Raw genomic sequence first — 21,843 nt, 5'->3', positions numbered from 1 at the left:
CAGCGGCGCCGGCGCGCCGCCCCCACGCCTGCCCGCGCGCACCCGCACCCCCCTCACGTACCTGCCTGCAAGGAGCCCGAACCGATGACCGTGCCCACCGCCGCCCAGCACGCGGACGCCCAGCCGCCCATCACCATGTTCGGGCCGGACTTCCCGTACGCGTACGACGACTTCCTCGCCCACCCGGCGGGCCTCGGCCAGGTGCCGGCCACCGAGCACGGCAAGGAGGTCGCCGTCATCGGCGGTGGCCTGTCCGGGATCATCACCGCCTACGAGCTGATGAAGATGGGCCTCAAGCCCGTCGTCTACGAGGCGGACCGGATAGGCGGGCGGCTGCGCACCGTCGGCTTCGAGGGCTGCGACCCGAGCCTGACCGCGGAGATGGGCGCGATGCGCTTCCCGCCGTCCTCCACCGCACTTCAGCACTACATCGACCTGGTGGGGCTGGAGACCAAGCCGTTCCCCAACCCGCTCGCGCCCAGCACCCCGTCGACCGTCGTCGACCTCAAGGGCGAGTCGCACTACGCGCGCACCGTCGAGGACCTGCCCGAGGTCTACCACCAGGTCATGGACGCCTGGAACGCCTGCCTGGAGGAGGGCGCGGACTTCTCCGACATGAACCGCGCCATCCGCGAGCGCGACGTGCCGCGCATCCGGGAGATCTGGGCGCGGCTCGTCGAGAAGCTCGACAACCAGACCTTCTACGGTTACCTCTGCGACTCCACCGCCTTCACGTCCTTCCGGCACCGCGAGATCTTCGGGCAGGTCGGCTTCGGCACCGGCGGCTGGGACACCGACTTCCCCAACTCCATCCTGGAGATCCTGCGCGTCGTCTACACCGAGGCCGACGACCACCACCGCGGCATCGTCGGCGGCAGCCAGCAGTTGCCGCTGCGCCTGTGGGAGCGCGAGCCGGAGAAGACCGTCCACTGGGCGCCGGGCACCTCGCTGTCCTCCCTGCACGACGGCGAACCGCGCCCCGCGGTCACCCGGCTGCACCGCACGGCCGGCAACCGCGTCACCGTCACCGACGCGAGCGGCGACATCCGTACGTACGAGGCGGCCGTGTTCACCGCGCAGTCCTGGATGCTGCTGTCGAAGATCGCCTGCGACGACGCGCTGTTCCCCATCGACCACTGGACGGCGATGGAGCGCACCCACTACATGGAGTCCTCCAAGCTGTTCGTGCCGGTCGACCGGCCGTTCTGGCTGGACAAGGCCGTCGACGACGAGGGCAACGAGACCGGGCGGGACGTGATGAGCATGACGCTCACCGACCGGATGACCCGCGGCACGTACCTGCTCGACGACGGGCCCGACAAGCCGGCCGTCATCTGCCTCTCCTACACCTGGTGCGACGACAGCCTCAAGTGGCTGCCGCTGAACGCCCACGACCGTATGGAGGTCATGCTCAAGTCGCTCTCGGAGATCTACCCGAAGGTCGACATCAGGAAGCACATCATCGGCAACCCGGTGACCGTCTCCTGGGAGAACGAGCCGTACTTCATGGGCGCGTTCAAGGCCAACCTGCCGGGTCACTACCGCTACCAGCGGCGGCTGTTCACCCACTTCATGCAGGACCGGCTGCCCGAGGACAAGCGCGGCCTCTTCCTCGCGGGCGACGACATCTCCTGGACGGCGGGCTGGGCCGAGGGCGCCGTGCAGACCGCGCTGAACGCGGTGTGGGGCGTGATGACGCACTTCGGCGGCAGCACCGACGCGGCCAACCCCGGCCCCGGCGACGTGTACGACGAGATCGCGCCGGTCGAGCTGCCGGAGGACTGAGCCCCCGGGACGGGAGGGCCGCCCACGGCATGCCGTACGCGGCCGCCGTCAGCCCAGCGGCGTCAGCAGACAGCGGCCCACCAGGCCCACGCCCGACCCGAGCCGCTCGGCGCACTCCCGCGCGGTCCCGGGCAGACCGCGCAGGCTCCACAGCACCCGCGCCGCCGCCCACGCGCCGTCCCTGGCCATCTCCAGGCTCCAGGAACCGGCGAGGTGGGTGAGCGGATCGGCGACGTCCAGCAGGTCGGGGCCGGGCATCAGGCTCTCCCGGATGCGCTCCTCCATGCCCTCCAGGAGGTCGCCGACCCGGTCGAAGTCCGCCGCGAGCGTTTCCGGTTCGCACTCCAGGGTGCGGCAGGTGTCCACGACGGCCAGCGCCAGGTCGTACCCGATGTGCGCGTTGATCCCGGCCAGCGCGAACTGCAGCGGCCGGACGCCGGGGTGGCGGCGCAACTGGAACAGCGGGCGCCAGCAGGCCGGTACGGTCAGGCCGGCGCCGGCCGCGTCCACCGCGGCGAGGTAGCGCCGGGCGAAGACCGCGTCCAGCTCGCCCGCCGCCGACGGGTCCTGGAAGCCGCCCGCGCCCAGACGCCGGGCGATCTCCTCGGTGACGGACAGGTACACCCGGTTGAACACCGCGATGCCGTCGGCGGGCGGGAGCGTGGCCTCCAGCACCCGCATCCGCGCCAGGGCCGCGGCCACGGGGGGCGGGGCCTGCGGGGGCACCGCGCCCGGCCGGGCCGCGCCCGCCGCCGGTTGTGCCTGCGGGCCGCCGGGGGCCCGCTGAGTCGTCGTCATGCGCACAGCGTGACAGTCGGGTACGTACCGTAGAGGCGGGCCGGTGCCGGATGACCGGATCGGGGGAATCCGCGGCGCCCTCTTGCCCGTGAGTGCCTGTCCGTCGATCACTGTTCGGCCAAAACTCCACCGGCGCTCATCCGGACTGACTATTTTCAGCCTCCGATGAAGCGGCCCGTCGTGCCACGGGGCCGCCTTCCCCTGGAGGTTGAAGATGTCCCGAAGACTCGCCGCCGCCCTGTCCGCCTCGGCCATGACCGTGACCGCGCTGGTGGCGGCCGCCGCCCCGGCGCAGGCCGCCCCCGCCGACAAGCCCAAGGTGCTGGCCGGCTGGACGCAGACCGACGCGGGCAGTTACGGCAGGTGGCTCGCGGCCCGCGGCGACCAGGGGAAGTGGGCGGCGTACGCCTTCGACTGGAGCACCGACTACTGCTCCAAGTCGCCCGACAACCCCTTCGGCTTCCCCTTCGAAACCTCGTGCGCGCGCCACGACTTCGGCTACCGCAACTACAAGGAGGCCGGCACCTTCCCGGCGAACAAGCCGCGCCTGGACAGCGCGCTGTACGAGGACCTCAAGCGGGTCTGCGCCCAGTACGGCGGCGCGAAGAAGACCTCGTGCAACGCGCTGGCCTGGACGTACTACGAGGCGGTCAAGAACCTCGGCTGACCCGGCCCCCGCCGGGCCGGCCCGGCCGCGGGGGACACGTCACGCCTTCCCCCGCGCCCCTTCCGGCCCGGCTTCGCCACCCGGCGCCTCCTCGTCGTACGCGCTGGTCCCCTCGTCGAGCAGCGGCTCCTGCTGCTTCAGGTGGGCGGGCGCCAGCGCGCGCAGCACGTGGTAGCCGGTGATCACCACGATCGTGCCGAGCGCGATACCGCCCAGTTCGAAGTTGTCGCTGATCTTCAGGCTGACGCCGCCGATGCCGATGATGACGCCCGCGGCGACCGGCACCAGATTCAGCGGATTGCGCAGGTCCACCTTGTTGTGCACCCAGATCTGCGCGCCGAGCAGGCCGATCATGCCGTACAGGATGACGGTGATACCGCCCAGCACGCCACCGGGGATCGCGGCCACCACCGCGCCGAACTTGGGACACAGGCCGAAGAGCAGCGCGAAGGCGGCCGCCGCCCAGTAGGCCGCGGTGGAGTAGACGCGGGTCGCGGCCATCACGCCGATGTTCTCGGAGTACGTGGTGTTGGGCGGGCCGCCGAGCGCGGTGGAGAGCATCGAGCCCGCGCCGTCGGCGGAGATCGCGGTGCCCAGCTTGTCGTCGAGCGGGTCGCCGGTCATCTCGCCGACCGCCTTGACGTGCCCGGCGTTCTCGGCGACCAGCGCGATCACCACCGGCAGCGCGACCAGGACCGCGGACCACTGGAAGGACGGCGCGTGGAAGGACGGCAGGCCGATCCACTCGGCCGAGCCGACGCCCGACAGGTCCAGGCGCCAGTGGTCGGTGAGCTGCCCGGCGCCGTTCACCGAGTGGATCTTGCCGAAGGCCAGGTCGAGGAGCCAGGAGACGCCGTATCCGAAGACCAGGCCGAGGAAGATCGCGATCCGCGACCAGAAGCCGCGCAGACAGACCACGGCCAGCCCGGTGAAGAGCATCGTCAGCAGCGCCACCCACTGGTCCTGCGGCCAGTACGTGCTCGCCGTCACCGGCGCCAGGTTGAAGCCGATCAGCATCACCACGGCACCCGTGACCACCGGCGGCATCGCCGCGTGGATGATCCGTGCGCCGAACCGCCGCACCGCCAGGCCCACCAGGAAGAGCGCCGCGCCGACGACGAAGACCGCGCCGGTGACGGTGGCGCTGCTGCCGCCCTGCGCGCGGATCACGGCGGCGACACCGACGAAGGAGAGCGAGCAGCCGAGGTACGACGGCACCCGGCCGCGCGTCGCCAGCAGGAAGATGGCGGTCGAGACGCCCGACATCATGATGGCGAGGTTGGGGTCCAGGCCCATCAGGACCGGGGCGACGAAACTGGCGCCGAACATGGCGACCACGTGCTGCGCGCCGAGGCCCGCGGTGCGTGGCCAGGAGAGCCGCTCGTCCGGTCTGACGACGGCTCCGGGGGCGGGGGTGCGCCCGTCGCCGTGCACGGTCCAGCGCACACCGAGGCCCATGAGTGCTCCACTTCTTCGGGTAGGTCGAGGGGGTCGGCCGGGCAGGGCGCCGGCCGGGTCATGGTAAGGCGGCGCCGGGCCGGCCCGGGGCGACCGGAACGGTCCGCTCCGCCGTGCGGCGCTGCCTGCCCCGGCGGCCGGAGCATTTTAAGCAGGCGCTTACGATGGCCCGGTCCATTTCTTGAACCGTCAACAGCGTCGCACGGCGCCCGCCGGGCCCCCACGGCCCGCCCGCCGCCCGGCGCACACCGACGGGCACCGCCCGCCGCAGAACCAGGAGCACCAACCCGTGAGCGTCGAAGCCCTTGAGGCCGCCCCCGCCGTCCCGTACGGACAACTGGTCCCCGTCACCGTGCACTTCGACGACCTCGACGCGCTCGGCATGCTCCACAACTCGCGCTACCCGCTGCTCGTCGAGCGCGCCTGGGCCGAGTTCTGGCACGCCCGCGGCTTCGGCTTCGACGGGGACCGGGCGACGGCCGGCGACATGTGCAACGTCATCAAGGAGATGAAGGTCTCGTACGAGCGGCCGGTCACCCGGCCCGGCCACTACGCCGCCCACCTGTGGGTCGAACGCCTCGGCCGCACCGGCCTGACCTACGGTTTCCGGCTGTGCTCCGCCGACGGCGAGCAGACCTACGCGCGCGGCCACCGCGTCCTGGTGCGCGTCGACCCGCAGGCGCTGCGCCCCACCCCGTGGTCGGAGCGGGCACGGGAGACAGCGGCGGAACTGCTGCGCCCGGAGGCGCAGGCCGCCTGAGCGGCGGACGCCCGTCCGCGTCCGTCCCGCGGACGGGTACGCCGGTGTGCGGACCCCGGGTCAGAAGCGCTCCGGGCCGCCGGCCGCCACCGCGTCGCGCCCGGCGGCGTTCCGGCCCTTCACCCGCAGCACCCCGGCGCCGGCGAACAGCCCGCAGGCCAGCACCGTGACCAGCAGGAACGACCCGGTCAGCGAGGTCGCCTGGGCGATCGCGCCGATGGCCGACGGGGCGATCAGCCCCGAGGTGTACGTGATGGTGGCGACGCCGGCGATGGCCTGGCTGGGCGCCGGGCCGCTGCGGCCCGCCGCCGCGAACGCCAGCGGCACCACGACGGCGATGCCCAGGCCGATCAGCGCGAAGCCCGCCAGCGCCATGGCCGGGTGCCGCGCCAGCACGATCAGGACGCCGCCCGCCGTCGCCAGCATCCCACTGGCCCGTACGGTGCGCACCGGACCGAAGCGGGCGACCACCCGGTCGCCCGCCAGCCGGGCCGCCGCCATGGTGCACGAGAAGGCCGTGGTCGAGGCGGCCGCCAGGCCCGCGTCGGTGCCCAGCACGTCGCGCAGGTAGACCGCCGACCAGTCGAGGCTGGCGCCCTCCGCGAAGACCGCGCAGAACCCGACCGCGCCGATGACCAGCGCGGACTTCGGGGGCAGCGCGAAGCGCGGCGGCGGATGCGCGCCGGGCGTGCTGCGCAGGTCCAGCACGCCCTGGCAGGCGGCGGCACCCAGGACGGTGGACACGGCGGCGGCGACGGCCAGGTGCAGCCGGGCATCGGTGCCGGCGTGCGCCGCCGCGGTGCCGGCCGCCGAGCCGAGCAGGGCGCCCACGCTCCACATGCCGTGCAGCCCCGACATGATCGGCTTGCCGAGCCGGTCCTCGGTCTCCACGCCCAGCGCGTTCATCGCCACGTCCGCCATGCCCGCGGTCGCGCCGTACACCAGCAGGGCGCCGCACAGCCCGTACAGGTTGGGGGAGAGGGCGGGCAGTGCGAGCGAGAGGGTCCACAGGGCGAGCAGGGTGCGCAGGGCGGCACGGGCGCCGAGGTGGTGGCTGATCCGGCCGGCCAGTGGCATGGCGAGGGACGCGCCGATCGCGGGGAAGGCCAGGGCGAGGCCGAGCCGGCCCGCGCTGATCTGCGCGTGGTCCTGGATCCAGGGGACGCGGGTGGCGAAGCCGCCGGTCACCGAGCCGTGAACGAGGAAGACCGCCGCGACGGACCAGCGGGCGCGGCGCAGCCGGGCCGGGGAGAAGTGCCGACCCCGGACCGGGCCGGGCGGTGGGCCGGGCGGCGGAGCCGCATCGGGAGCGCCGGTGCCATCCATGGGCGTAAATTATCAGGAAGCCTGCCTGATAATAAGAGACATCCGGCAGCTCCCTCGCAGCGGTCCCCGTGTCAGGGGGCCTGGAAGGATCCGGGCATGGATGAGACGCGCGGACCCGCCCCCGGCCGTACCGCCCCGGCCGCCGTACGCGGCACCCCGCGCACCGCCTCGCCGCGCACCGCGCGGGCCATCAACGACCGCCTCGCCCTCCGGCTCCTCCAGGCCGCGGGCCCGCTGACCGCCGGGGAGCTGAAGGCGGGCACCGGACTCTCCCGGCCGACCGTCGCCGACCTCGTCGAACGCCTCCAGGCCGCCGGGCTGATCGCGGTGGTCGGCGAGTCGGGCGCCCGGCGGCGCGGGCCCAACGCCCGGTTGTACGGCATCGTCGCCGGCCGCGCCCACCTCGCCGCGGTGGACCTGCGCACGCACAGCGCCACCCTCGCGGTCGCCGACCTGCTCGGCCACGTGCTGGCCGAGGCGGTCGTCCCGGTCGGCCCGGACGCGGACCCCGGCCAGGCGGCGGCGAACGGCGTGGCCACCCTGGAGAAGCTGCTCGGCGAGGCCGGAGCCGGACGCCCGCACGTCGTCGCGGTCGGCGCGCCCGGCCTGGTCGACCCGGCCACCGGGCGCTTCGGCGGTACGGAATGGGTGCCCGCCTGGCACGCCGCGCTCCTCACGGCGGTCGGCGACCGGCCCGCCGCGCCGGTCCTGCTGGAGAACGAGGTCAACCTCGCCGCCATCGCCGAGCAGCGCGACGGCGCCGCGCGCGACCGCGACACCTACGTCCTGCTCTGGCTCGGCCACGGCACCGGCGCCGCCGTCGTCCTGGACGGCCGGCTGCGCCGCGGCGCCTCGGGCGGCACGGGCGAGATCGGCTTCCTGCCCGTACCGGGCACGGGTGCGCTGCCCACGGCCGCGGGCTGCGACGGCGGCTTCCACTCGCTGGCGGGTTCCGCGGCGGTGTGCCGGCTGGCCGCCGAGCACGGCATCGTGGCGGGCCCGGGGCAGGGCGGGGCGGGCCCAGGTGGCACGGACGCGACCGGTGCTCCCGCCGCCGAGGCGCTGGTGCGCGCCGCTGGCCGCGCGGGCGGGGCCGGTGCCGCCTTCCTCGACGCGCTGGCCGCCCGGGTCGCCGTCGGGGCCGCCGCCGTCTGCGCCGTACTGGACCCCGGCTGTGTCGTACTCGGCGGCGAGACCGGCCGCGCGGGCGGCGACGCGCTGGCCGCCCGGGTCGCCGGTCACCTCGCGCGGATGTCCCCGCTGCGCACCGAGGTACGCGCGGGGACGGTCGGCGGCCGGGCCGTGCTGCGCGGCGCGGTGCTCGCGGCGATGGACGCGGCACAGGAGGACCTGTTCGGTCCTGTGGCCTGAGCGGGGACCGCGACCTGTTCGGGCCTGCGGCCTGAGCCGGGCCCGCGACACGTTCGGGCCCGAGCGAGGTCCGGGGCACGGGGCCTGGCGGTAGCCGGATTGCCGGGTGCCCGCCCCGGCCGTCCCGGGAGCGCCGGACTGCCGGGCCACCGGCGGCCTGCCGTCCCGGGAGCGCCGGGCCCCCGCCCCCGCCGCTACCCTCCGGCCCGCCCCCCTCTGCCGCTCCCGCCCGTCCGCTCCGCCAGGAAGTCCCCGTAGCTGATCGTGCCGTCCGCGTGCTCCGGTGCCAGGTTCTCGCCCCGCCGCAGCGCCGCGCCTACTCCGCCCGGCACCCACAGCGGTACCAGCAGACGCCGCCGCCCGCCGGCCCGGAGGGTGTCCCGTACGAGGTCACGGGCGGTACGGGTCTCGGGGCCGCCCAGGTCCGCCACCCGGCCCGCCGGCTCCGCAGACGCCAGCTCCACGAGCCGGCCGGCGACCTCGCGGACGTCCACCGGCTGGAACCGCACACCGGTCGGCACCGGCATCACCGGCAGCCGCGCCCCGGCCTTGACCAGTCGCAGCAGCAGGTCGTGGAACTGGGTGGTACGCAGTACGGTCCAGCCGAGCCCCGAGTCCTCGATCAGCCGCTCCACCTCGTGTTTCGCGCGGTAGTAGCCCAGCGGGATCCGGTCCACGCCGACGATGGAGATGTAGACCAGGTGCCGCACCCCGGCCGTCAGCGCCGCCTCGACGAGCCGGCCGGCCGCCTCGGTGTCGCCGGTCGGCGCCGAGGCGCAGTGCACCACGGTCTCCACGCCCGCCACCGCCGGGGCCAGGCCCGAGCCGTCGCGCAGGTCGACCGCGTACGCGTGCAGCCGGGGCCGCCCGGTACCGGGGTGCGGGCGGCGGCTGAGGGTGCGGACGTCGTGACCTGCGGCGAGCAGCCGGTCCACCACGGCCCGGCCGAGCGTGCCCGTGCCGCCGGTCACCAAAATCGTCGTCATCGCGATCATTCCTCGGGTCGGGGGTGGGCGGTCCGGGCCGGTGGGGGCCCGCGGCGCTGGGACGGCGCGGCGGGCCGGAGGGTGAGGCCCGTGCCGCCGTCTGTGAGCCACTCCACAGGTCGCCGCCCGCATGGCCGACGATCAGACGTGGCAGACTGAAGCCGTACTGAATTGACATACGCAGCGCACTCCGGGGTCGGTGAAATTCCGAACCGGCGGTAACAGTCCGCGACCCGGTCGCCTCCAGCGGCCGGTTGAGCAGGTGGAATTCCTGCACCGACGGTTAAAGTCCGGATGGGAGGCAGTGCGCGGCGGGCGAGCAGCGGTACACCGCCGCCGGCGGTCGTCCTCGTCTTCACGAAGGCGGCCTCCTCCTTGGCCTCGGTGTCCCCGTTGTCCCGTTCCCGTTTTCCTGTCCGTTGTGACAGCCCCGGAGTCCGTGCCCGAGTGGCAGGAGGACCCGGTGGCCACCCCAGCCCCCGCGCAGACCGCGGCGATGCGCCGAGCCATCCAGCTTGCCGCCCGCGGCCTCGGACACACCAGTCCCAATCCCGTCGTCGGCTGTGTCGTCCTGGACGCCGCCGGGCGCGTCGTGGGGGAGGGCTGGCACGAGCGGGCCGGCGGCCCGCACGCCGAGGTCAACGCGCTGCGCGAGGCGGGCGAGCGGGCCAGGGGCGGCACCGCCTTCGTCACGCTGGAACCCTGCAACCACACCGGCCGCACCGGCCCCTGTGCCCAGGCCCTCATCGCGGCGGGCATCGCCCGGGTGTACTACGCCGTCCCGGACCCCAACCCCACCGCCACCGGCGGTTCCACCACCCTGGCCGAGGCCGGCCTGGACGTCGAGGGCGGCCTGCTCGCCGACGAGGCCGCCGCCGGCAACGAGGCGTGGCTGACCGCCGTACTGCGCCGCCGTCCCTTCGTGCTGTGGAAGTACGCCGCCACGCTCGACGGCCGGATCGCCGCCGCCGACGGCACCAGCCGCTGGATCACCTCGGCCGAGTCCCGCGCCGACGTCCACCGGCTGCGCGCCCGGGCCGACGCGGTGATCGTCGGTTCCGGCACCGCCCGCGCCGACGACCCGCACCTCGGCGCGCGTGTCGCGGGCCTGGCCGACGCCGAGGTCAGCCAGCCGATGCGGGTCGTGATCGACACCGCCGCCGCCGTGGTCAAGCCCGGCGCCCGGGTCCTGGACGGCACCGCGCCCACCCTGATCGCGGTCGCCGAGGACGCCGACGCCCGCCATCTCGAAGGTCTCGCCCCGATCCTGCGGCTGCCGCGCACCGAGGGCGGCTCCGGGGTGCATCTGCCCACGCTGCTCGACGCCCTGTACGCGCGCGACGTGCGGTCGGTGCTCCTGGAGGGCGGCCCGACCCTGGCCGGCGCCTTCCTCGCCGCGCACGCCGTCGACAAGGTCGTCGGCTACCTCGCGCCCGTACTGCTCGGCGCCGGTCCCGCCGCCCTCGGCGACGCCGGAATCGGCACGATCGGCCAGGCGTTGCGCCTCGATGTGACCGACACCGTCCGGCTCGGGCCCGATCTGCGCATCACCGCCACCCCCGCCCGCCACACCCTGAACGAGGAGAGCTGACGTGTTCACCGGAATCGTCGAAGAACTGGGTGAGGTCGCCGCCGTCGAGAACCTCGGCGACAGCTCCCGGTTCACCTTGCGCGGCCCGCTCGTCACCGAGGGCGCCGGGCACGGCGACTCGATCGCCGTCAACGGCGTCTGCCTGACCGTCGTGGACACCGGCGAGGGGACCTTCACCGCCGACGTGATGGCCGAGACGCTCAGTCGCACCGGCCTGGGCGTGCTCACCGTCGGCTCCCGCGTCAACCTCGAACGCCCGATGGCCCTCGGCGGGCGCCTCGGCGGCCACCTCGTCCAGGGCCATGTGGACGGCACCGGCACGATCGTCTCGCGGACACCCGGGGAGCACTGGGAGATCGTCAAGATCGCGCTGCCCGCCCGGCTCGCCCGCTATGTGGTGGAGAAAGGGTCCATCACCGTCGACGGCGTCAGCCTCACCGTCGTCGACGCGGCCGACGACTTCTTCACCATCAGCCTCATCCCCACCACCCTTGCCCTGACCACCCTCGGCATCAAGCAGCCCGGCGACCCGGTCAACCTGGAGGTCGACGTGCTGGCGAAGTACGTGGAGCGGCTGCTGGGCCAGGGGCAGGGCACCGCGGCGGCCGCCGCGGCCGTGGAAGAGAGCCTGCGGTGAACGTCCTCGGCTGGCTGAACGGCCCGGCGTTCACCGCCTTCGGCCAGCAGGTCATCTGGTCCGACATGATCGGCAACAGCATCGGCCTGGCCGCCCTCGCCTTCGGCTGGCGGCGCTCCATATGGACCTGGCCCGCCCAGTTCCTCTCCGGCCTGATCCTGGTCTCCGCGTACGCCTACGCCCACCTCAGCGGCGGCGTCGGCAAGCAACTGCTCGTCATCGGCGTGGCGCTGTGGGGCTGGCGGCAGTGGCGGCGCGGCCGGCAGCGGGCCCAGGACGGCTCCATCGCCGTGCGCTTCGCCACCTGGCGCGAGCGCGCACTGCTGCTCGCCGGCACGGCGGCCGGCACCGTCGCCGTCGGCTCGCTGTTCGCCCTGCTGCCGCAGCTCTCCTGGAACCCCTGGCCCGACGCCTACATCTTCGTCGGCACCCTGGCGGCGATGGTCGCCCAGGCCCGCGGCCTGGTCGAGTTCTGGTTCGCCTGGCTGCTCGTCGACATCGTGGGTGTCCCCCTCGCCTTCAGCAGCGGCCTGGCCTTCTCCGGCCTCGTCTATGTCGTCTACCTCGGCCTCGTCCTGTGGGGCATGCGCGACTGGTGGCTGCGTTCCCGTACGAATCCGCAGCCCGTCCTGGAAGGAGCGGCGGCATGACCGCACTGCAGAGCTGGTACGACCCCGAGGACACCGGCGGCCGCGACGCCGTTCTGGCCCTCGACCCCGTCGAGCAGGCCATCACCGACATCGCCGCAGGGCGGCCGGTCGTGGTCGTGGACGACGAGAACCGGGAGAACGAGGGCGACCTCGTCGTCGCCGCCGAACGGGTCACCCCCGAGATCCTCGCCTTCATGATGAGCGAGTGCCGCGGCCTGATCTGCGCCCCCATGGAGGGCGCCGAACTGGACCGCCTCGCGCTGCCGCAGATGGTCGAGCACAACACCGAGTCGATGCGCACCGCGTTCACCGTCTCCGTCGACGCCACCGCCGCGCACGGCGTCAGCACCGGCATCTCCGCCGCCGACCGCGCCACCACCCTGCGCCTGCTCGCCTCCGGCGAGGCCGCGCCCGCCGACTTCGTGCGCCCCGGCCACATCTTCCCGCTGCGTGCCCGCGACGGCGGGGTGCTGGTCCGCAACGGCCACACCGAGGCCGGCGTGGACCTCGCCCGGCTCGCGGGGCTGCGGCCCGCCGCCGCGATCGTCGAGATCGCCGGTGAGGACGGCACGATGCTGCGGCTGCCCGAGCTGGTGCCGTTCGCCCGCAAGCACGGCCTGTCGATCATCTCCATCGAGGACCTGATCGCCTACCGCCGCAGCTCGGAGCCGACCGTCCGGCGCGAGGCGACCACCCGGCTGCCCACCCGCCACGGCGAGTTCACCGCGTACGGCTACCGCTCCACCGTCGACGGCGTCGAGCACATCGCGCTGGTCGCCGGTGACATCGGCGACGGCGAGGACGTCCTCGTACGGGTCCACTCCGAGTGCCTGACCGGCGACATCTTCCACTCGCTGCGCTGCGACTGCGGCCCCCAACTGGAGGAGTCGCTGCGGCGGATCTCGGAGGCCGGCCGCGGTGTGGTGATCTACCTGCGCGGCCACGAGGGGCGCGGCATCGGGCTGCTGTCCAAGCTGCGGGCGTACGAGCTCCAGGAGCGCGGCCGCGACACCCTCGACGCCAACCTGGAGCTGGGGCTGCCCGCCGACGCCCGCGACTACGGCGCCGGCGCCCAGGTGCTGGCCGACCTCGGCGTGCGGTCGCTGCGGCTGATGACCAACAACCCGGAGAAGACCGAGGCGCTGGTCCGGCACGGGCTCAAGGTCCTCGGCCGGGAGCCGATGCCCGTACAGGCGGGCGAGCACAACCTGCGGTACCTGCGCACCAAGCGGGACCGGATGGGGCACGACCTGCCCTGGCTCGACGCAGACCGCGCGTCGGCCTGCGGCAACCAGTAGGACCGCGGCCGGACCCCGGCCGCCCCACCACGTACGTACACGAGCACCGGACCACGAGGAGAGACGTGAGCGGCAAGGGCGCACCCGAACTGTCCGTGAAGAACTGTGGCGACCTGCGGGTGGCCGTGATCGCCGCCCAGTGGCACGAGAAGGTGATGGACGGCCTCGTGGACGGCGCCCTGCGGGCCCTGTCCGAGCTGGGCATCGACGAGCCGACGCTGCTGCGCGTGCCCGGCAGCTTCGAGCTGCCGGTGGTCGCCAAGGTCCTGGCGGGCCGCGGCTACGACGCGATCGTGGCCCTCGGCGTCGTCATCCGCGGCGGCACGCCGCACTTCGACTACGTGTGCCAGGGCGTCACCCAGGGCCTGACGCAGGTCAGCGTCGACACCGGCGTACCGATCGGGTTCGGCGTGCTGACCTGCGACACCGAGGAGCAGGCCCTGGACCGGGCCGGCATCTTCGGCTCCACCGAGGACAAGGGCCACGAGGCGGTGACCGCGGCCGTCGCCACCGCCGCGACGCTGCGCACCGTCGCCGAGCCCTGGCGCTGAGCGGGGCGGGGCGACCGCGTAGGGTGGGTCACATCATGTCCAAGAAGACGTTCGAGGAGCTCTTCACCGAGCTCCAGCAGAAGGCCGCCACCGGCGACCCCGCCACCTCCCGCACCGCCGAGCTGGTCCAGTCCGGCGTCCATGCGATCGGCAAGAAGGTCGTCGAGGAGGCCGCCGAGGTCTGGATGGCCGCGGAGTACGAGTCCGACGAGGCCGCCGCCGAGGAGATCTCCCAGCTCCTGTACCACCTTCAGGTGATGATGGTCGCCAAGGGCATCTCCCTCGACGACGTCTACGCCCATCTCTGAGCCGTCGCCCGGCCCTCCGCCGCACGACCGCTCCACCCCGATCCCCTGTCACCACCTCCCGCACGAAGGAAGTCGTTCTCATGCTGCGCATCGCCGTCCCGAACAAGGGTTCACTGTCCGAGCCTGCGTCGGCGATGCTCCATGAGGCCGGCTACCGCCAGCGCAAGGACCGCAGGGAACTGGTCCTGGTCGACGCGGAGAACGAGGTCGAGTTCTTCTTCCTGCGCCCGCGCGACATCGCGGTGTACGTCGGCTCCGGCAAGCTGGACATCGGCATCACCGGCCGCGACCTGCTGCTCGACTCCGGCGCGCAGGCCGAGGAGATCATGCAGCTCGGTTTCGCCGGCTCGACCTTCCGCTACGCCACCCGCCCGGGCACGGCCCAGGAGGTCACCGACTTCGGCGGCATGACGGTCGCCACGTCCTTCTCCGGCCTGGTCAAGCAGCACCTCGCCGACAACGGTGTGAACGCCGCCGTCGTCCACCTGGACGGCGCCGTGGAGACCGCCATCCAGCTCGGCGTCGCCGAGATCATCGCCGATGTCGTGGAGACCGGCACCACCCTGCGCAACGCCGGGCTGGAGATCATCGGCGAGCCGATCCTGAAGTCCGAGGCGGTCGTCATCCGCGGCAAGGGCGCCCCCGAGGACGATCCGAAGGTCCGCCAGTTCCTCCGCCGCATGCAGGGCGTCCTGGTCGCCCGGCGCTACGTGATGATGGACTACGACATCCGCGTGGAGCACGTCGAGAAGGCCGTCGCCCTCACCCCTGGCCTGGAGTCGCCGACCGTCTCCCCGCTGCACCACGAGGGCTGGGTCGCGGTCCGCTCGATGGTCCCCTCCAAGGACGCCCAGCGCATCATGGACGAGCTGTACGAGCTGGGCGCCCGCGCCATCCTGACCACCGGCATCCACGCCTGCCGCCTCTGAGAGAGCGGCCCGGCCGCCGCCGACGGGCGGCGGCCACACCCGCCGCCGGCCCGCGCCGACGGCCCGTACGAAAGAGCCCAGCGACGTGTCCGCGCCCGCATCCGCGCCCCTGCCCGCCCTCCCGGTGACCTTCCGGCCGGGCCGCACCCGTGCCGTCCTGTACGGCGTCGGCATCGCCCAGCTCGCCGTGCTGACGGTGATCGCCGTGCTGCTGCCGAACCTGGGCGGCGGCGAGCGGGTCAGCTTCGTGTGCACCGGTCTGGTCATCCTCGGCGTCCTGCTGCTGCTCGCCCGGCCCAAGGTCGTCGCCCGGCAGGACGGCGTCACGGTCGTCAACCTCACCACCAAGCGCGAGCTGGCCTGGGCCCAGGTACTGCGGGTCAACCTGCGCCAGGGCGACCCCTGGGTCCACCTCGACCTGGCCGACGGCACCAGCCTGCCCGCGATGGGCATCCAGCCCGGCATCGCGCGCGACCAGGCCATCCGCGACGCCCGCACGCTGCGGGCGCTCGCCGAGAACCACGGCACCCCGGACCACCCGGCCCGGTGACCCTGCCCGCATCCCGGCCCCGCTGATTACTCTGGTGCCCGGGGCGCGCCCCGCGCCCCGCCCCGCCAGCGGGCCACCTGCGACCTGAGGAGTGACTCCCTCCAGCAATGGACGGATCGTCCGGTAGTACTTGTGCCGCCCCTCCACCGGAACCCCCGCATCCGCGGGAGTTCCCGTTCACGGAGGCGGCGGCATGACCGCCACACTTTTGCTGCTCGCCGCGGCACTCGTCCTGATCCTCGCCAACGGCTTCTTCGTCGCCGCCGAGTTCGGCCTGGTCACCGTGGAGAAGGCGGAGGCCGAACGGGCCGCTTCCGCAGGGGACCGGCGCGCCCGCACCGTCGTCGGCGCGCTGCGCGAACTCTCCTTCCAGCTCTCCGGCACCCAGCTCGGCATCACCCTCACCTCCCTGGTGGTCGGCATGCTCGCCGAGCCCGCCCTGGCCCGCCTGCTGTCCGCGCCGCTGACCGCCACCGGGCTGCCGGCCGGCGCCGTACCCGGCATCGCCGTCGTCGTCGGGATGCTGCTGGTCTCCGCCGTGCAGATGGTCCTCGGCGAGCTGGTGCCCAAGAACTGGGCGGTCTCCAGGCCGCTTCGGGTCGCCCGCTTCGTCGCGGGCCCGCAGGGCGCCTTCTCGCGGTTCTTCCGCCCGGTGATCTCCCTGCTGAACACCGTCGCCAACCGGCTCGTACGGGCCCTGGGCGTGGAGCCGACCGACGAGCTGGCCTCCGCCCGCACCCCCGGCGAACTGGTCTCGCTCGCCCACCACTCGGCCCGCGCCGGGGTGATCGAGCAGGACACCGCCGACCTGTTCGTCCGCACCCTCTCCCTCGGCGGGCTGACCGCCGAGAACGTGATGACCCCGCGGGTCCGGGTCAGCGCCCTGCAGGCGTCCGCGACCGCCGAGGACGTCCTCAACCTCACCCGCGCCACCGGCCTGTCCCGCTTTCCCGTCTACCACACCCGGCTCGACGAGGTGGTGGGCATGGTGCACCTCAAGGACGCCCTCGCGGTGCCCGAGCACGAGCGGCTGCGCACCCCCGCGGGGCGGATCGCCGTACCGCCGCTCCTGGTCCCGGCGACGCTGCCGGTGCAGCCGCTGCTGGAGCGGCTGCGCAGCGAGCAGCCGATAGCCGTCGTGGTCGACGAGTACGGCGGTACGGCGGGCGTGGTCACCCTGGAGGACATCGTCGAGGAACTGGTCGGCGAGGTCCGTGACGAGCACGACCGGATCGACCTGCCCGAGCTGGCCCAGGCGCCGCCCGAGGACGGCCGCCCGGCCTGGGACGCGGACGGCGGCTGCCGGGTGGACACCCTGCGGCGGATCGGCCTCGACACGCCGGACGGCCCGTACGAGACCGTGGCGGGCCTGCTGGCCCACGTACTCGGCCGGGTGCCCGCCCCCGGCGACACCGCCGAGCTCGACGGCTGGCGGATGCGGGTGCGGCTGGTGTCCCACCACCGTGCCGAGCGCGTCCGGATCATACGGACCGCGGGCGTCGCGGCGCCCGCCCCGCTGCCCGCGGAGGTGGCCCGGTGAGTTTCCTGCAACTCCTCTTCGCCGCCTTCCTGGTGCTGGTCAACGGCTTCTTCGTGGGCGCCGAGTTCGCCCTGGTCTCGGTGCGCCGCAGCCAGATCGAACCGCTGGCCACCGCGGGCTCCAAGCGGGCCCGCAAGGTGCTGCACGGCCTGGAGAACCTCCCGCAGATGATGGCGGCGGCGCAGTTCGGCATCACCGTCTGCTCCCTGACGCTCGGCGCGGTCGCGGAACCGACCGTCGCCCGCCTCCTGGAGCCCCTCTTCCACGCGGCGCACCTGCCCGAACCGCTCATCCACCCCCTCGGCTACGTCATCGCCCTGGCCGCGGTGGTCTTCCTCCACCTGGTCATCGGCGAGATGGTGCCGAAGAACCTGGCGATGGCCGCGCCGGAGAAGACCGCGCTGTGGTTCAGCCCCGGCCTGGTCGCCTTCGCCCGGCTGTGCCGCCCGGTCACCGCCCTGCTCGGCGCGTGCGCGCGCGGCGTGCTGCGGCTGTTCGGCGTCGAGCCGAAGGACGAGGTCGAGGCGGTCTTCACGAGTGAGCAGCTCACCGACCTCGTCGAGGACTCCAAGCAGGCGGGCCTGCTGGGCCCCGCCGAGCAGGAGCGCCTCTCCGACGCGCTGGAGCTGGGCAGCCGCCCGGTCACCGACGTGCTGCTGGACCCGGCCGGGCTGGTCACGGTCGACCCGGCCGTCACGCCGCGCCAGGTCGAGGAGCTGACCGTCAAGACCGGCTACTCCCGCTTCCCGGTGTCCGCGCCCGGCGGCGCCTACATGGGCTACCTGCACGTCAAGGACGTACTGGACCTGGAGGAGGGCGACCGCGCGGTGCCGCAGCACATCTGGCACCCGATGACGACGCTGCGCGCCGAACTCCCCCTGGACGACGCCCTGACCGCCATGCGCCGGTCCGCCTCCCACCTGGCCGCCGTCGCCGACCCGGCCGGGCGGGTGCTGGGGCTGGTCGCGCTGGAGGACGTGCTGGAGAAGCTGGTGGGGGAGGTGCGCGACCCGGCGCACCGGCAGGAGCTGCCGGCCGTGCCGCAGCTCGGCGGCGCGCAGGGGGCCCGCGTCCCCGAGGGGCCCGGCGACCGCCTCTCCGGCCCGCGCGCCGAGCCGGGGGCGGCCCGGGAGGACCGGGCACTGGCGGGGTGATCCGCCCGTGCCGGAGTGGTGGGCCCGCGCCGGTGCGCGGGCTCACGCCGTATCGGGCCAGTCCCAGCCGAGCTGCGCGAACATGCCCAGCCGGTCGCTGACCGCGCGGATCTCGGTGATCCGCCCGGCCCGTACGGTGAAGATCCATATCTGCTCCACCGCGAAGCGCCGGTGCGTGGGCCGGGGCATCCGGGGGTGCGCGCCGGTGTGCACGCCGGTGACGAGCAGCCGGGCCACCACGCGGTCGCCCTCGGCGATCAGTTCGCGCGGCTCCATGCGTGCCTCGTCGAAGGCGTCGAGCTGCTGCCGAAAGCCGTCGAAAGCGGCTCCCGGCGCGTCCGGTTCACCGTGAATGATCTTGTTGTGGTCGATGACGTCCGGGGCCAGGTACGTCGGCAGGTCCGCCGTCCGCCGGGCGTTGACCGCCGTCAACAGGCCGGTGACGACGTGCTTGTTGCGTTCGGTGAGGGTGCTGTCCATCCCGCCGCCTTCCTGTTCTTACGCCGTAAGAGTCGTGTTGGCCGGTAGCATTGCCTTACGTCGTAAGAAAGTCAAGGAGGGCGGGCATGACCAAGGGGCAGAAGCGGGCGCGCGGCGAACGGGCGGGCCTGACCCGGGAGCGGGTGCTGGACGCGGCACTCGCCCTGGTCGACCGCGACGGGCTCGCCGCCCTCTCGATGCGCCGCCTCGGCGCCGAACTCGGCGTCGAGGCCATGACGCTCTACCACTACGTCCCGAACAAGAACGCCTTGCTGGACGGCCTGGTGGAGCGGGTGTTCGAGCGGGCGGCGCCGCTCGCCGCCGGCGGCGGACGCTGGCGGCCCGCGCTGGAGGAGTACGCCGCGTCCCTCCGGCGCATCCTGCTGCGCCACCCCGGTGTCCTGCCGCTGGCGATGAGCCGGCCCGCGGTGACCCCGCAGACCCTGGACGCCGTGGAAGGCGGCCTGCGGATGCTGCGGGACGCGGGCTTCCCGCTCGGCCGCGCGCTGGACGTGCTGAACGCGCTCACCGTGTTCGTCGTCGGGCACACCGCCGTGGAGGCGGCCACCGCACGGGTGAACGAGGAAGGCGCGCCCGGCTCAACGGCGTACCTTGCGCAGTTGGACGCCGACCGCTTTCCCTTGCTCGCGCAGGCCGGGCGGGACGGCCACGGAGCCGACGACGCGGCGCGCTTCCACTACGCCGTCCGGGCCATGCTGGCGGGGTTCGACGCTTAGGGCGCGCCTCCCGGCCGGCTCGCCGGGTTCCGGAAGGCACGTCCCCCGGGGCGCCCGCGGTGCCGGGCGTCCCGGCGTCGCCGGAGTGGCGGCGTCAGAGCGGCGGCGGTGCCTCCGGGCCCGGACCGGTGGCCGGGCCGCGGCCGGAGAGGACCTCGCCGTACGCCTGCATCAGGTCCGGCAGCCGCAGGGTGGCCAGGTCGTCGCGGGACGGTGCGCCGGACCAGGTGGACAGCCGCAGGTCGCGGTAGGCGCAGCTCTTCTCGTACAGCGTGCGCAGGAACCGGCCGTTGCCCAGCTCGTCGATCCAGCCCTGGCCGACGACGTGCGCGCTGATGCTGCGCAGCTCCTCCAGCGACTCCTCGTCCCAGTGGTCGCCGTTCTCGGCCGCCAGCACCTCGCCGATGGCGGTCAGCTCCAGCGGCCGGTAGCTCGGGAAGTCGACGCGCGAGGTGAAGCGCGAGGACAGTCCGGGGTTGGCGGCCAGCAGGCGGTCCATGCCCTCCGGATAGCCGGCGAGGATGACGACGAGCCGGTCGCGGTTGTCCTCGGCCCGCTTGAGGAGGACCTGGAGGGCCTCGTCGCCGTACGCGTCGCCCTTGCTGTACGCGGAGTTCGACAGGCTGTACGCCTCGTCCACGAACAGCACCCCGCCCAGCGCCGAGTCGATCAGCTCGTTCGCCTTCACGGCGGTCTGCCCCAGGAACTCGCCCACCAGGTCGGCCCGTTGCGCCTCGACGAGATGGTCGCCGCCGAGCAGGCCGAGCGCGTAGAACACCCGGCCGAGTATCCGGGCGACGGTGGTCTTGCCGGTGCCGGAGGGGCCGGAGAAGACGAAGTGTCGTTTCGGCGGCTGCACCGGAAGCCCCTGGCCCGCCCGCAGCCGCGCCATCCGCAACTGCGCCGACAACGCCCTGACCTGACGCTTCACCGGCTCCAGCCCGACCATCCGCTCCAGCTCGGCGAGCGCCTTCTCCAGCAGCACCGGATCGGACGGGCCGGCCGGCAGTTGGTCCGTGCCGCGCGGACCGCCGAGCGCGGTCTTCTCCCGTACGGCCGGGCCCGCGTCCCCCGGCGAACCGCCCGCCAGATCACTGTCCGGGCCCTCCGGCTCCGTCGTGGCCAGCAGCTCCCGCCCGTCCACCGGATCGAGCGGGGAGAGCGGGTCGAGGTCGCCGCCCGCCTCCTGGCCGAAGCCGGCGGAGACGGCCGCGAAGTCCGTGCCCTCCTCCAGGCCGTCCCCCTCGGCTATGGCCGCGAGCCGCGCCGAGGTGTCCATGAACGCCGGGTCGACCCGGTGCACCGAGCGGTACAGCGGCAGTGCTGCTGCGCTGCGGCCGGTGCCCTCGTGGGCGCGGGCGAGCCAGTAGCGCAGCTCCTTGCGCTGCGGCTGCTCACTGCGGCAGCGCATCAGGGCGGCCGCCAGCAGCGGCTCGGCCTGCCCGTACATCTCCTGGCGCACCCGTGCCATGCCGCCGAACAGCCCGGCCTCGATGCCCAGCAGCGGGTCGTCGAGCAGCGGTTCGGTGTGCCGTACGAGCTGGTCCCAGTCCTTGACGAGGTAGGCGCGGCAGGCGTGCAGGAAGCGCACCTGCGGGTCGGTGTCCACCGGCGGGCAGCCCGCCAGGGCCTGGTCCAGCTCGGCGACATGGCGGCCGTCGAGCCAGTGCGAGGCGTACGCCAGCAGCAGGTCGCGGCCGGTCTCCAGCACCGGCTGCACCCACCAGCCCAGCCAGTACCAGGAATTGAGTGTGCGTCGGTGCCGGGCCCGCTGTTCCCCGAAGCGGTCGCGGTGCCGGTGCATGTGCAGCAGCGCGGTCGAGGTGTCCGCACGCAGCGCGTGCAGGCCGAGCCAGCCGTCGGCCATCGTCGGGTCCATCCGCACCGCGGCCCGGAACTCCTCCTCGGCCTGCGGGTAGGCGCCCACCGTGTAGGCGTCCACCGCGCGCAGCCAGGCGAGTTCGGCCGGGGCGTGTGTGCCCTGGGTGCCGAAATCCATCACGTCCCCCACAAAACGTCCCCCGTGGTGTGCCGCCGGGCGAGTGCCAGGCCGCAGCGTGTTCGATCGAACCGTCAACCCCCGGGCGGCAGTTGTCGGTCGCTCCGGGCTGTTCGACATGCGTCCTTCGGTGGCACGGACTCGCATCGTACCTGCGGTATCGGTGCAGGCCGAAGAGTGCGGTACGGGGGAAGGTGAGGCTCCGCGGCGCGAAGGGGGCGGTGACATAGGGTGAGGGGGCGGACGGTGCGCGGCGCGCGCTGAGCGC

The 21,843-nt window shown here is 73.7% G+C and carries 21 protein-coding genes and 1 riboswitch; of the genes, 15 read left to right on the top strand and 6 right to left on the bottom strand.

Translation table 11 applies throughout. The features are described from left to right. Positions 1-84 precede the first annotated feature (84 nt). Positions 85-1,785, top strand: a complete 1,701-nt coding sequence (locus ACH4EB_RS11405) for a flavin monoamine oxidase family protein (protein WP_398347190.1) — start codon at positions 85-87, stop codon at positions 1,783-1,785. A gap of 48 nt (positions 1,786-1,833) precedes the next feature. Here the strand turns inward: ACH4EB_RS11405 and ACH4EB_RS11400 are convergent, their stop codons facing one another. After that, entirely contained in the window at positions 1,834-2,583 is a 750-nt protein-coding gene (locus ACH4EB_RS11400; RefSeq protein ID WP_398347189.1) for a DUF5995 family protein, read from the bottom strand. Positions 2,584-2,797: 214 nt separating this feature from the next. Here ACH4EB_RS11400 and ACH4EB_RS11395 point away from each other — a divergent pair, with 214 nt between their 5' ends. After that, positions 2,798-3,250: a phospholipase gene (locus tag ACH4EB_RS11395; RefSeq protein ID WP_398347188.1), complete on the top strand. Its 453-nt coding sequence runs from the start codon at positions 2,798-2,800 to the stop codon at positions 3,248-3,250. Positions 3,251-3,289: 39 nt separating this feature from the next. Here the strand turns inward: ACH4EB_RS11395 and ACH4EB_RS11390 are convergent, their stop codons facing one another. After that, a complete protein-coding gene (locus ACH4EB_RS11390) occupies positions 3,290-4,708 on the bottom strand; it encodes a uracil-xanthine permease family protein (RefSeq protein ID WP_398347187.1) in 1,419 nt (472 codons plus the stop codon). Positions 4,709-4,997: 289 nt separating this feature from the next. Between ACH4EB_RS11390 and ACH4EB_RS11385 the strand changes: the two genes are divergently transcribed. After that, positions 4,998-5,468, top strand: coding sequence for an acyl-CoA thioesterase (locus tag ACH4EB_RS11385; protein ID WP_398347186.1), 471 nt, complete (start codon positions 4,998-5,000; stop codon positions 5,466-5,468). A gap of 60 nt (positions 5,469-5,528) precedes the next feature. Here ACH4EB_RS11385 and ACH4EB_RS11380 read toward each other — a convergent pair whose 3' ends face one another. Next, the gene (locus ACH4EB_RS11380) at positions 5,529-6,794 is read right to left on the bottom strand and encodes an MFS transporter (RefSeq protein ID WP_398347185.1); all 1,266 of its coding nucleotides are present in this window, start codon (positions 6,792-6,794) and stop codon (positions 5,529-5,531) included. A 96-nt stretch (positions 6,795-6,890) separates the two neighbouring features. On the opposite strand from ACH4EB_RS11380, the gene ACH4EB_RS11375 reads away from it, so the two are divergent. Next, positions 6,891-8,165: an ROK family transcriptional regulator gene (locus ACH4EB_RS11375; protein WP_398347184.1), complete on the top strand. Its 1,275-nt coding sequence runs from the start codon at positions 6,891-6,893 to the stop codon at positions 8,163-8,165. Between the two features lie 194 nt (positions 8,166-8,359). Here the strand turns inward: ACH4EB_RS11375 and ACH4EB_RS11370 are convergent, their stop codons facing one another. Further along, on the bottom strand, positions 8,360-9,151 hold the full coding sequence (locus tag ACH4EB_RS11370) for an SDR family oxidoreductase (RefSeq protein WP_398347183.1): 792 nt from the start codon (positions 9,149-9,151) through the stop codon (positions 8,360-8,362). 181 nt (positions 9,152-9,332) lie between these two features. Next, positions 9,333-9,463: riboswitch (FMN riboswitch) on the top strand. 184 nt (positions 9,464-9,647) lie between these two features. Between ACH4EB_RS11370 and ribD the strand changes: the two genes are divergently transcribed. From ribD to ACH4EB_RS11320, 10 genes are all read left to right on the top strand, one after another. Then, positions 9,648-10,742 (top strand): bifunctional diaminohydroxyphosphoribosylaminopyrimidine deaminase/5-amino-6-(5-phosphoribosylamino)uracil reductase RibD, encoded by a 1,095-nt coding sequence (gene ribD, locus ACH4EB_RS11365; protein WP_398347606.1) that lies wholly within the window; start codon positions 9,648-9,650, stop codon positions 10,740-10,742. Between the two features lies 1 nt (position 10,743). Beyond that, positions 10,744-11,379 carry a riboflavin synthase gene (locus ACH4EB_RS11360; protein ID WP_398347182.1) on the top strand — a complete coding sequence of 212 codons (636 nt, stop codon included), beginning with the start codon at positions 10,744-10,746 and terminating at the stop codon, positions 11,377-11,379. Further along, on the top strand, positions 11,376-12,029 hold the full coding sequence (locus ACH4EB_RS11355; protein WP_398347181.1) for a nicotinamide riboside transporter PnuC: 654 nt from the start codon (positions 11,376-11,378) through the stop codon (positions 12,027-12,029). The genes ACH4EB_RS11360 and ACH4EB_RS11355 overlap by 4 nt, the downstream gene beginning before the upstream one ends. After that, positions 12,026-13,327 carry a bifunctional 3,4-dihydroxy-2-butanone-4-phosphate synthase/GTP cyclohydrolase II gene (locus ACH4EB_RS11350; protein WP_398347180.1) on the top strand — a complete coding sequence of 434 codons (1,302 nt, stop codon included), beginning with the start codon at positions 12,026-12,028 and terminating at the stop codon, positions 13,325-13,327. The genes ACH4EB_RS11355 and ACH4EB_RS11350 overlap by 4 nt, the downstream gene beginning before the upstream one ends. Positions 13,328-13,392: 65 nt before the next feature. Continuing rightward, on the top strand, positions 13,393-13,878 hold the full coding sequence (gene ribH / locus ACH4EB_RS11345) for a 6,7-dimethyl-8-ribityllumazine synthase (protein ID WP_003986918.1): 486 nt from the start codon (positions 13,393-13,395) through the stop codon (positions 13,876-13,878). Positions 13,879-13,913: 35 nt separating this feature from the next. After that, positions 13,914-14,186 (top strand): phosphoribosyl-ATP diphosphatase, encoded by a 273-nt coding sequence (locus ACH4EB_RS11340; RefSeq protein WP_398347178.1) that lies wholly within the window; start codon positions 13,914-13,916, stop codon positions 14,184-14,186. An 80-nt stretch (positions 14,187-14,266) separates the two neighbouring features. Then, the gene (gene hisG / locus ACH4EB_RS11335; protein WP_398347177.1) at positions 14,267-15,115 is read left to right on the top strand and encodes an ATP phosphoribosyltransferase; all 849 of its coding nucleotides are present in this window, start codon (positions 14,267-14,269) and stop codon (positions 15,113-15,115) included. Between the two features lie 85 nt (positions 15,116-15,200). Continuing rightward, on the top strand, positions 15,201-15,665 hold the full coding sequence (locus tag ACH4EB_RS11330; protein WP_398347176.1) for a PH domain-containing protein: 465 nt from the start codon (positions 15,201-15,203) through the stop codon (positions 15,663-15,665). 193 nt (positions 15,666-15,858) lie between these two features. Further along, the gene (locus tag ACH4EB_RS11325) at positions 15,859-17,205 is read left to right on the top strand and encodes a hemolysin family protein (protein ID WP_398347175.1); all 1,347 of its coding nucleotides are present in this window, start codon (positions 15,859-15,861) and stop codon (positions 17,203-17,205) included. Next, a complete protein-coding gene (locus ACH4EB_RS11320) occupies positions 17,202-18,359 on the top strand; it encodes a hemolysin family protein (protein ID WP_398347174.1) in 1,158 nt (385 codons plus the stop codon). Before ACH4EB_RS11325 ends, ACH4EB_RS11320 begins: the two co-directional genes overlap by 4 nt. A gap of 42 nt (positions 18,360-18,401) precedes the next feature. Here the strand turns inward: ACH4EB_RS11320 and ACH4EB_RS11315 are convergent, their stop codons facing one another. Further along, positions 18,402-18,839, bottom strand: coding sequence for an ester cyclase (locus ACH4EB_RS11315; protein ID WP_398347173.1), 438 nt, complete (start codon positions 18,837-18,839; stop codon positions 18,402-18,404). Positions 18,840-18,925: 86 nt separating this feature from the next. On the opposite strand from ACH4EB_RS11315, the gene ACH4EB_RS11310 reads away from it, so the two are divergent. Then, complete coding sequence (locus ACH4EB_RS11310) at positions 18,926-19,576, top strand: TetR/AcrR family transcriptional regulator C-terminal domain-containing protein (RefSeq protein WP_398347172.1); 651 nt, start codon at positions 18,926-18,928, stop codon at positions 19,574-19,576. A gap of 94 nt (positions 19,577-19,670) precedes the next feature. Here ACH4EB_RS11310 and ACH4EB_RS11305 read toward each other — a convergent pair whose 3' ends face one another. Further along, entirely contained in the window at positions 19,671-21,575 is a 1,905-nt protein-coding gene (locus ACH4EB_RS11305) for an AAA family ATPase (RefSeq protein WP_398347171.1), read from the bottom strand. Between the last annotated feature and the right edge of the window lie 268 nt (positions 21,576-21,843).

It is taken from the genome of Streptomyces sp. NPDC018045 (assembly GCF_044327445.1).
Taxonomy (GTDB): domain Bacteria; phylum Actinomycetota; class Actinomycetes; order Streptomycetales; family Streptomycetaceae; genus Streptomyces.
The sequence above is the reverse complement of the archived record's forward strand: the minus strand, read 5'-3'. Positions and strand labels throughout refer to the sequence as shown.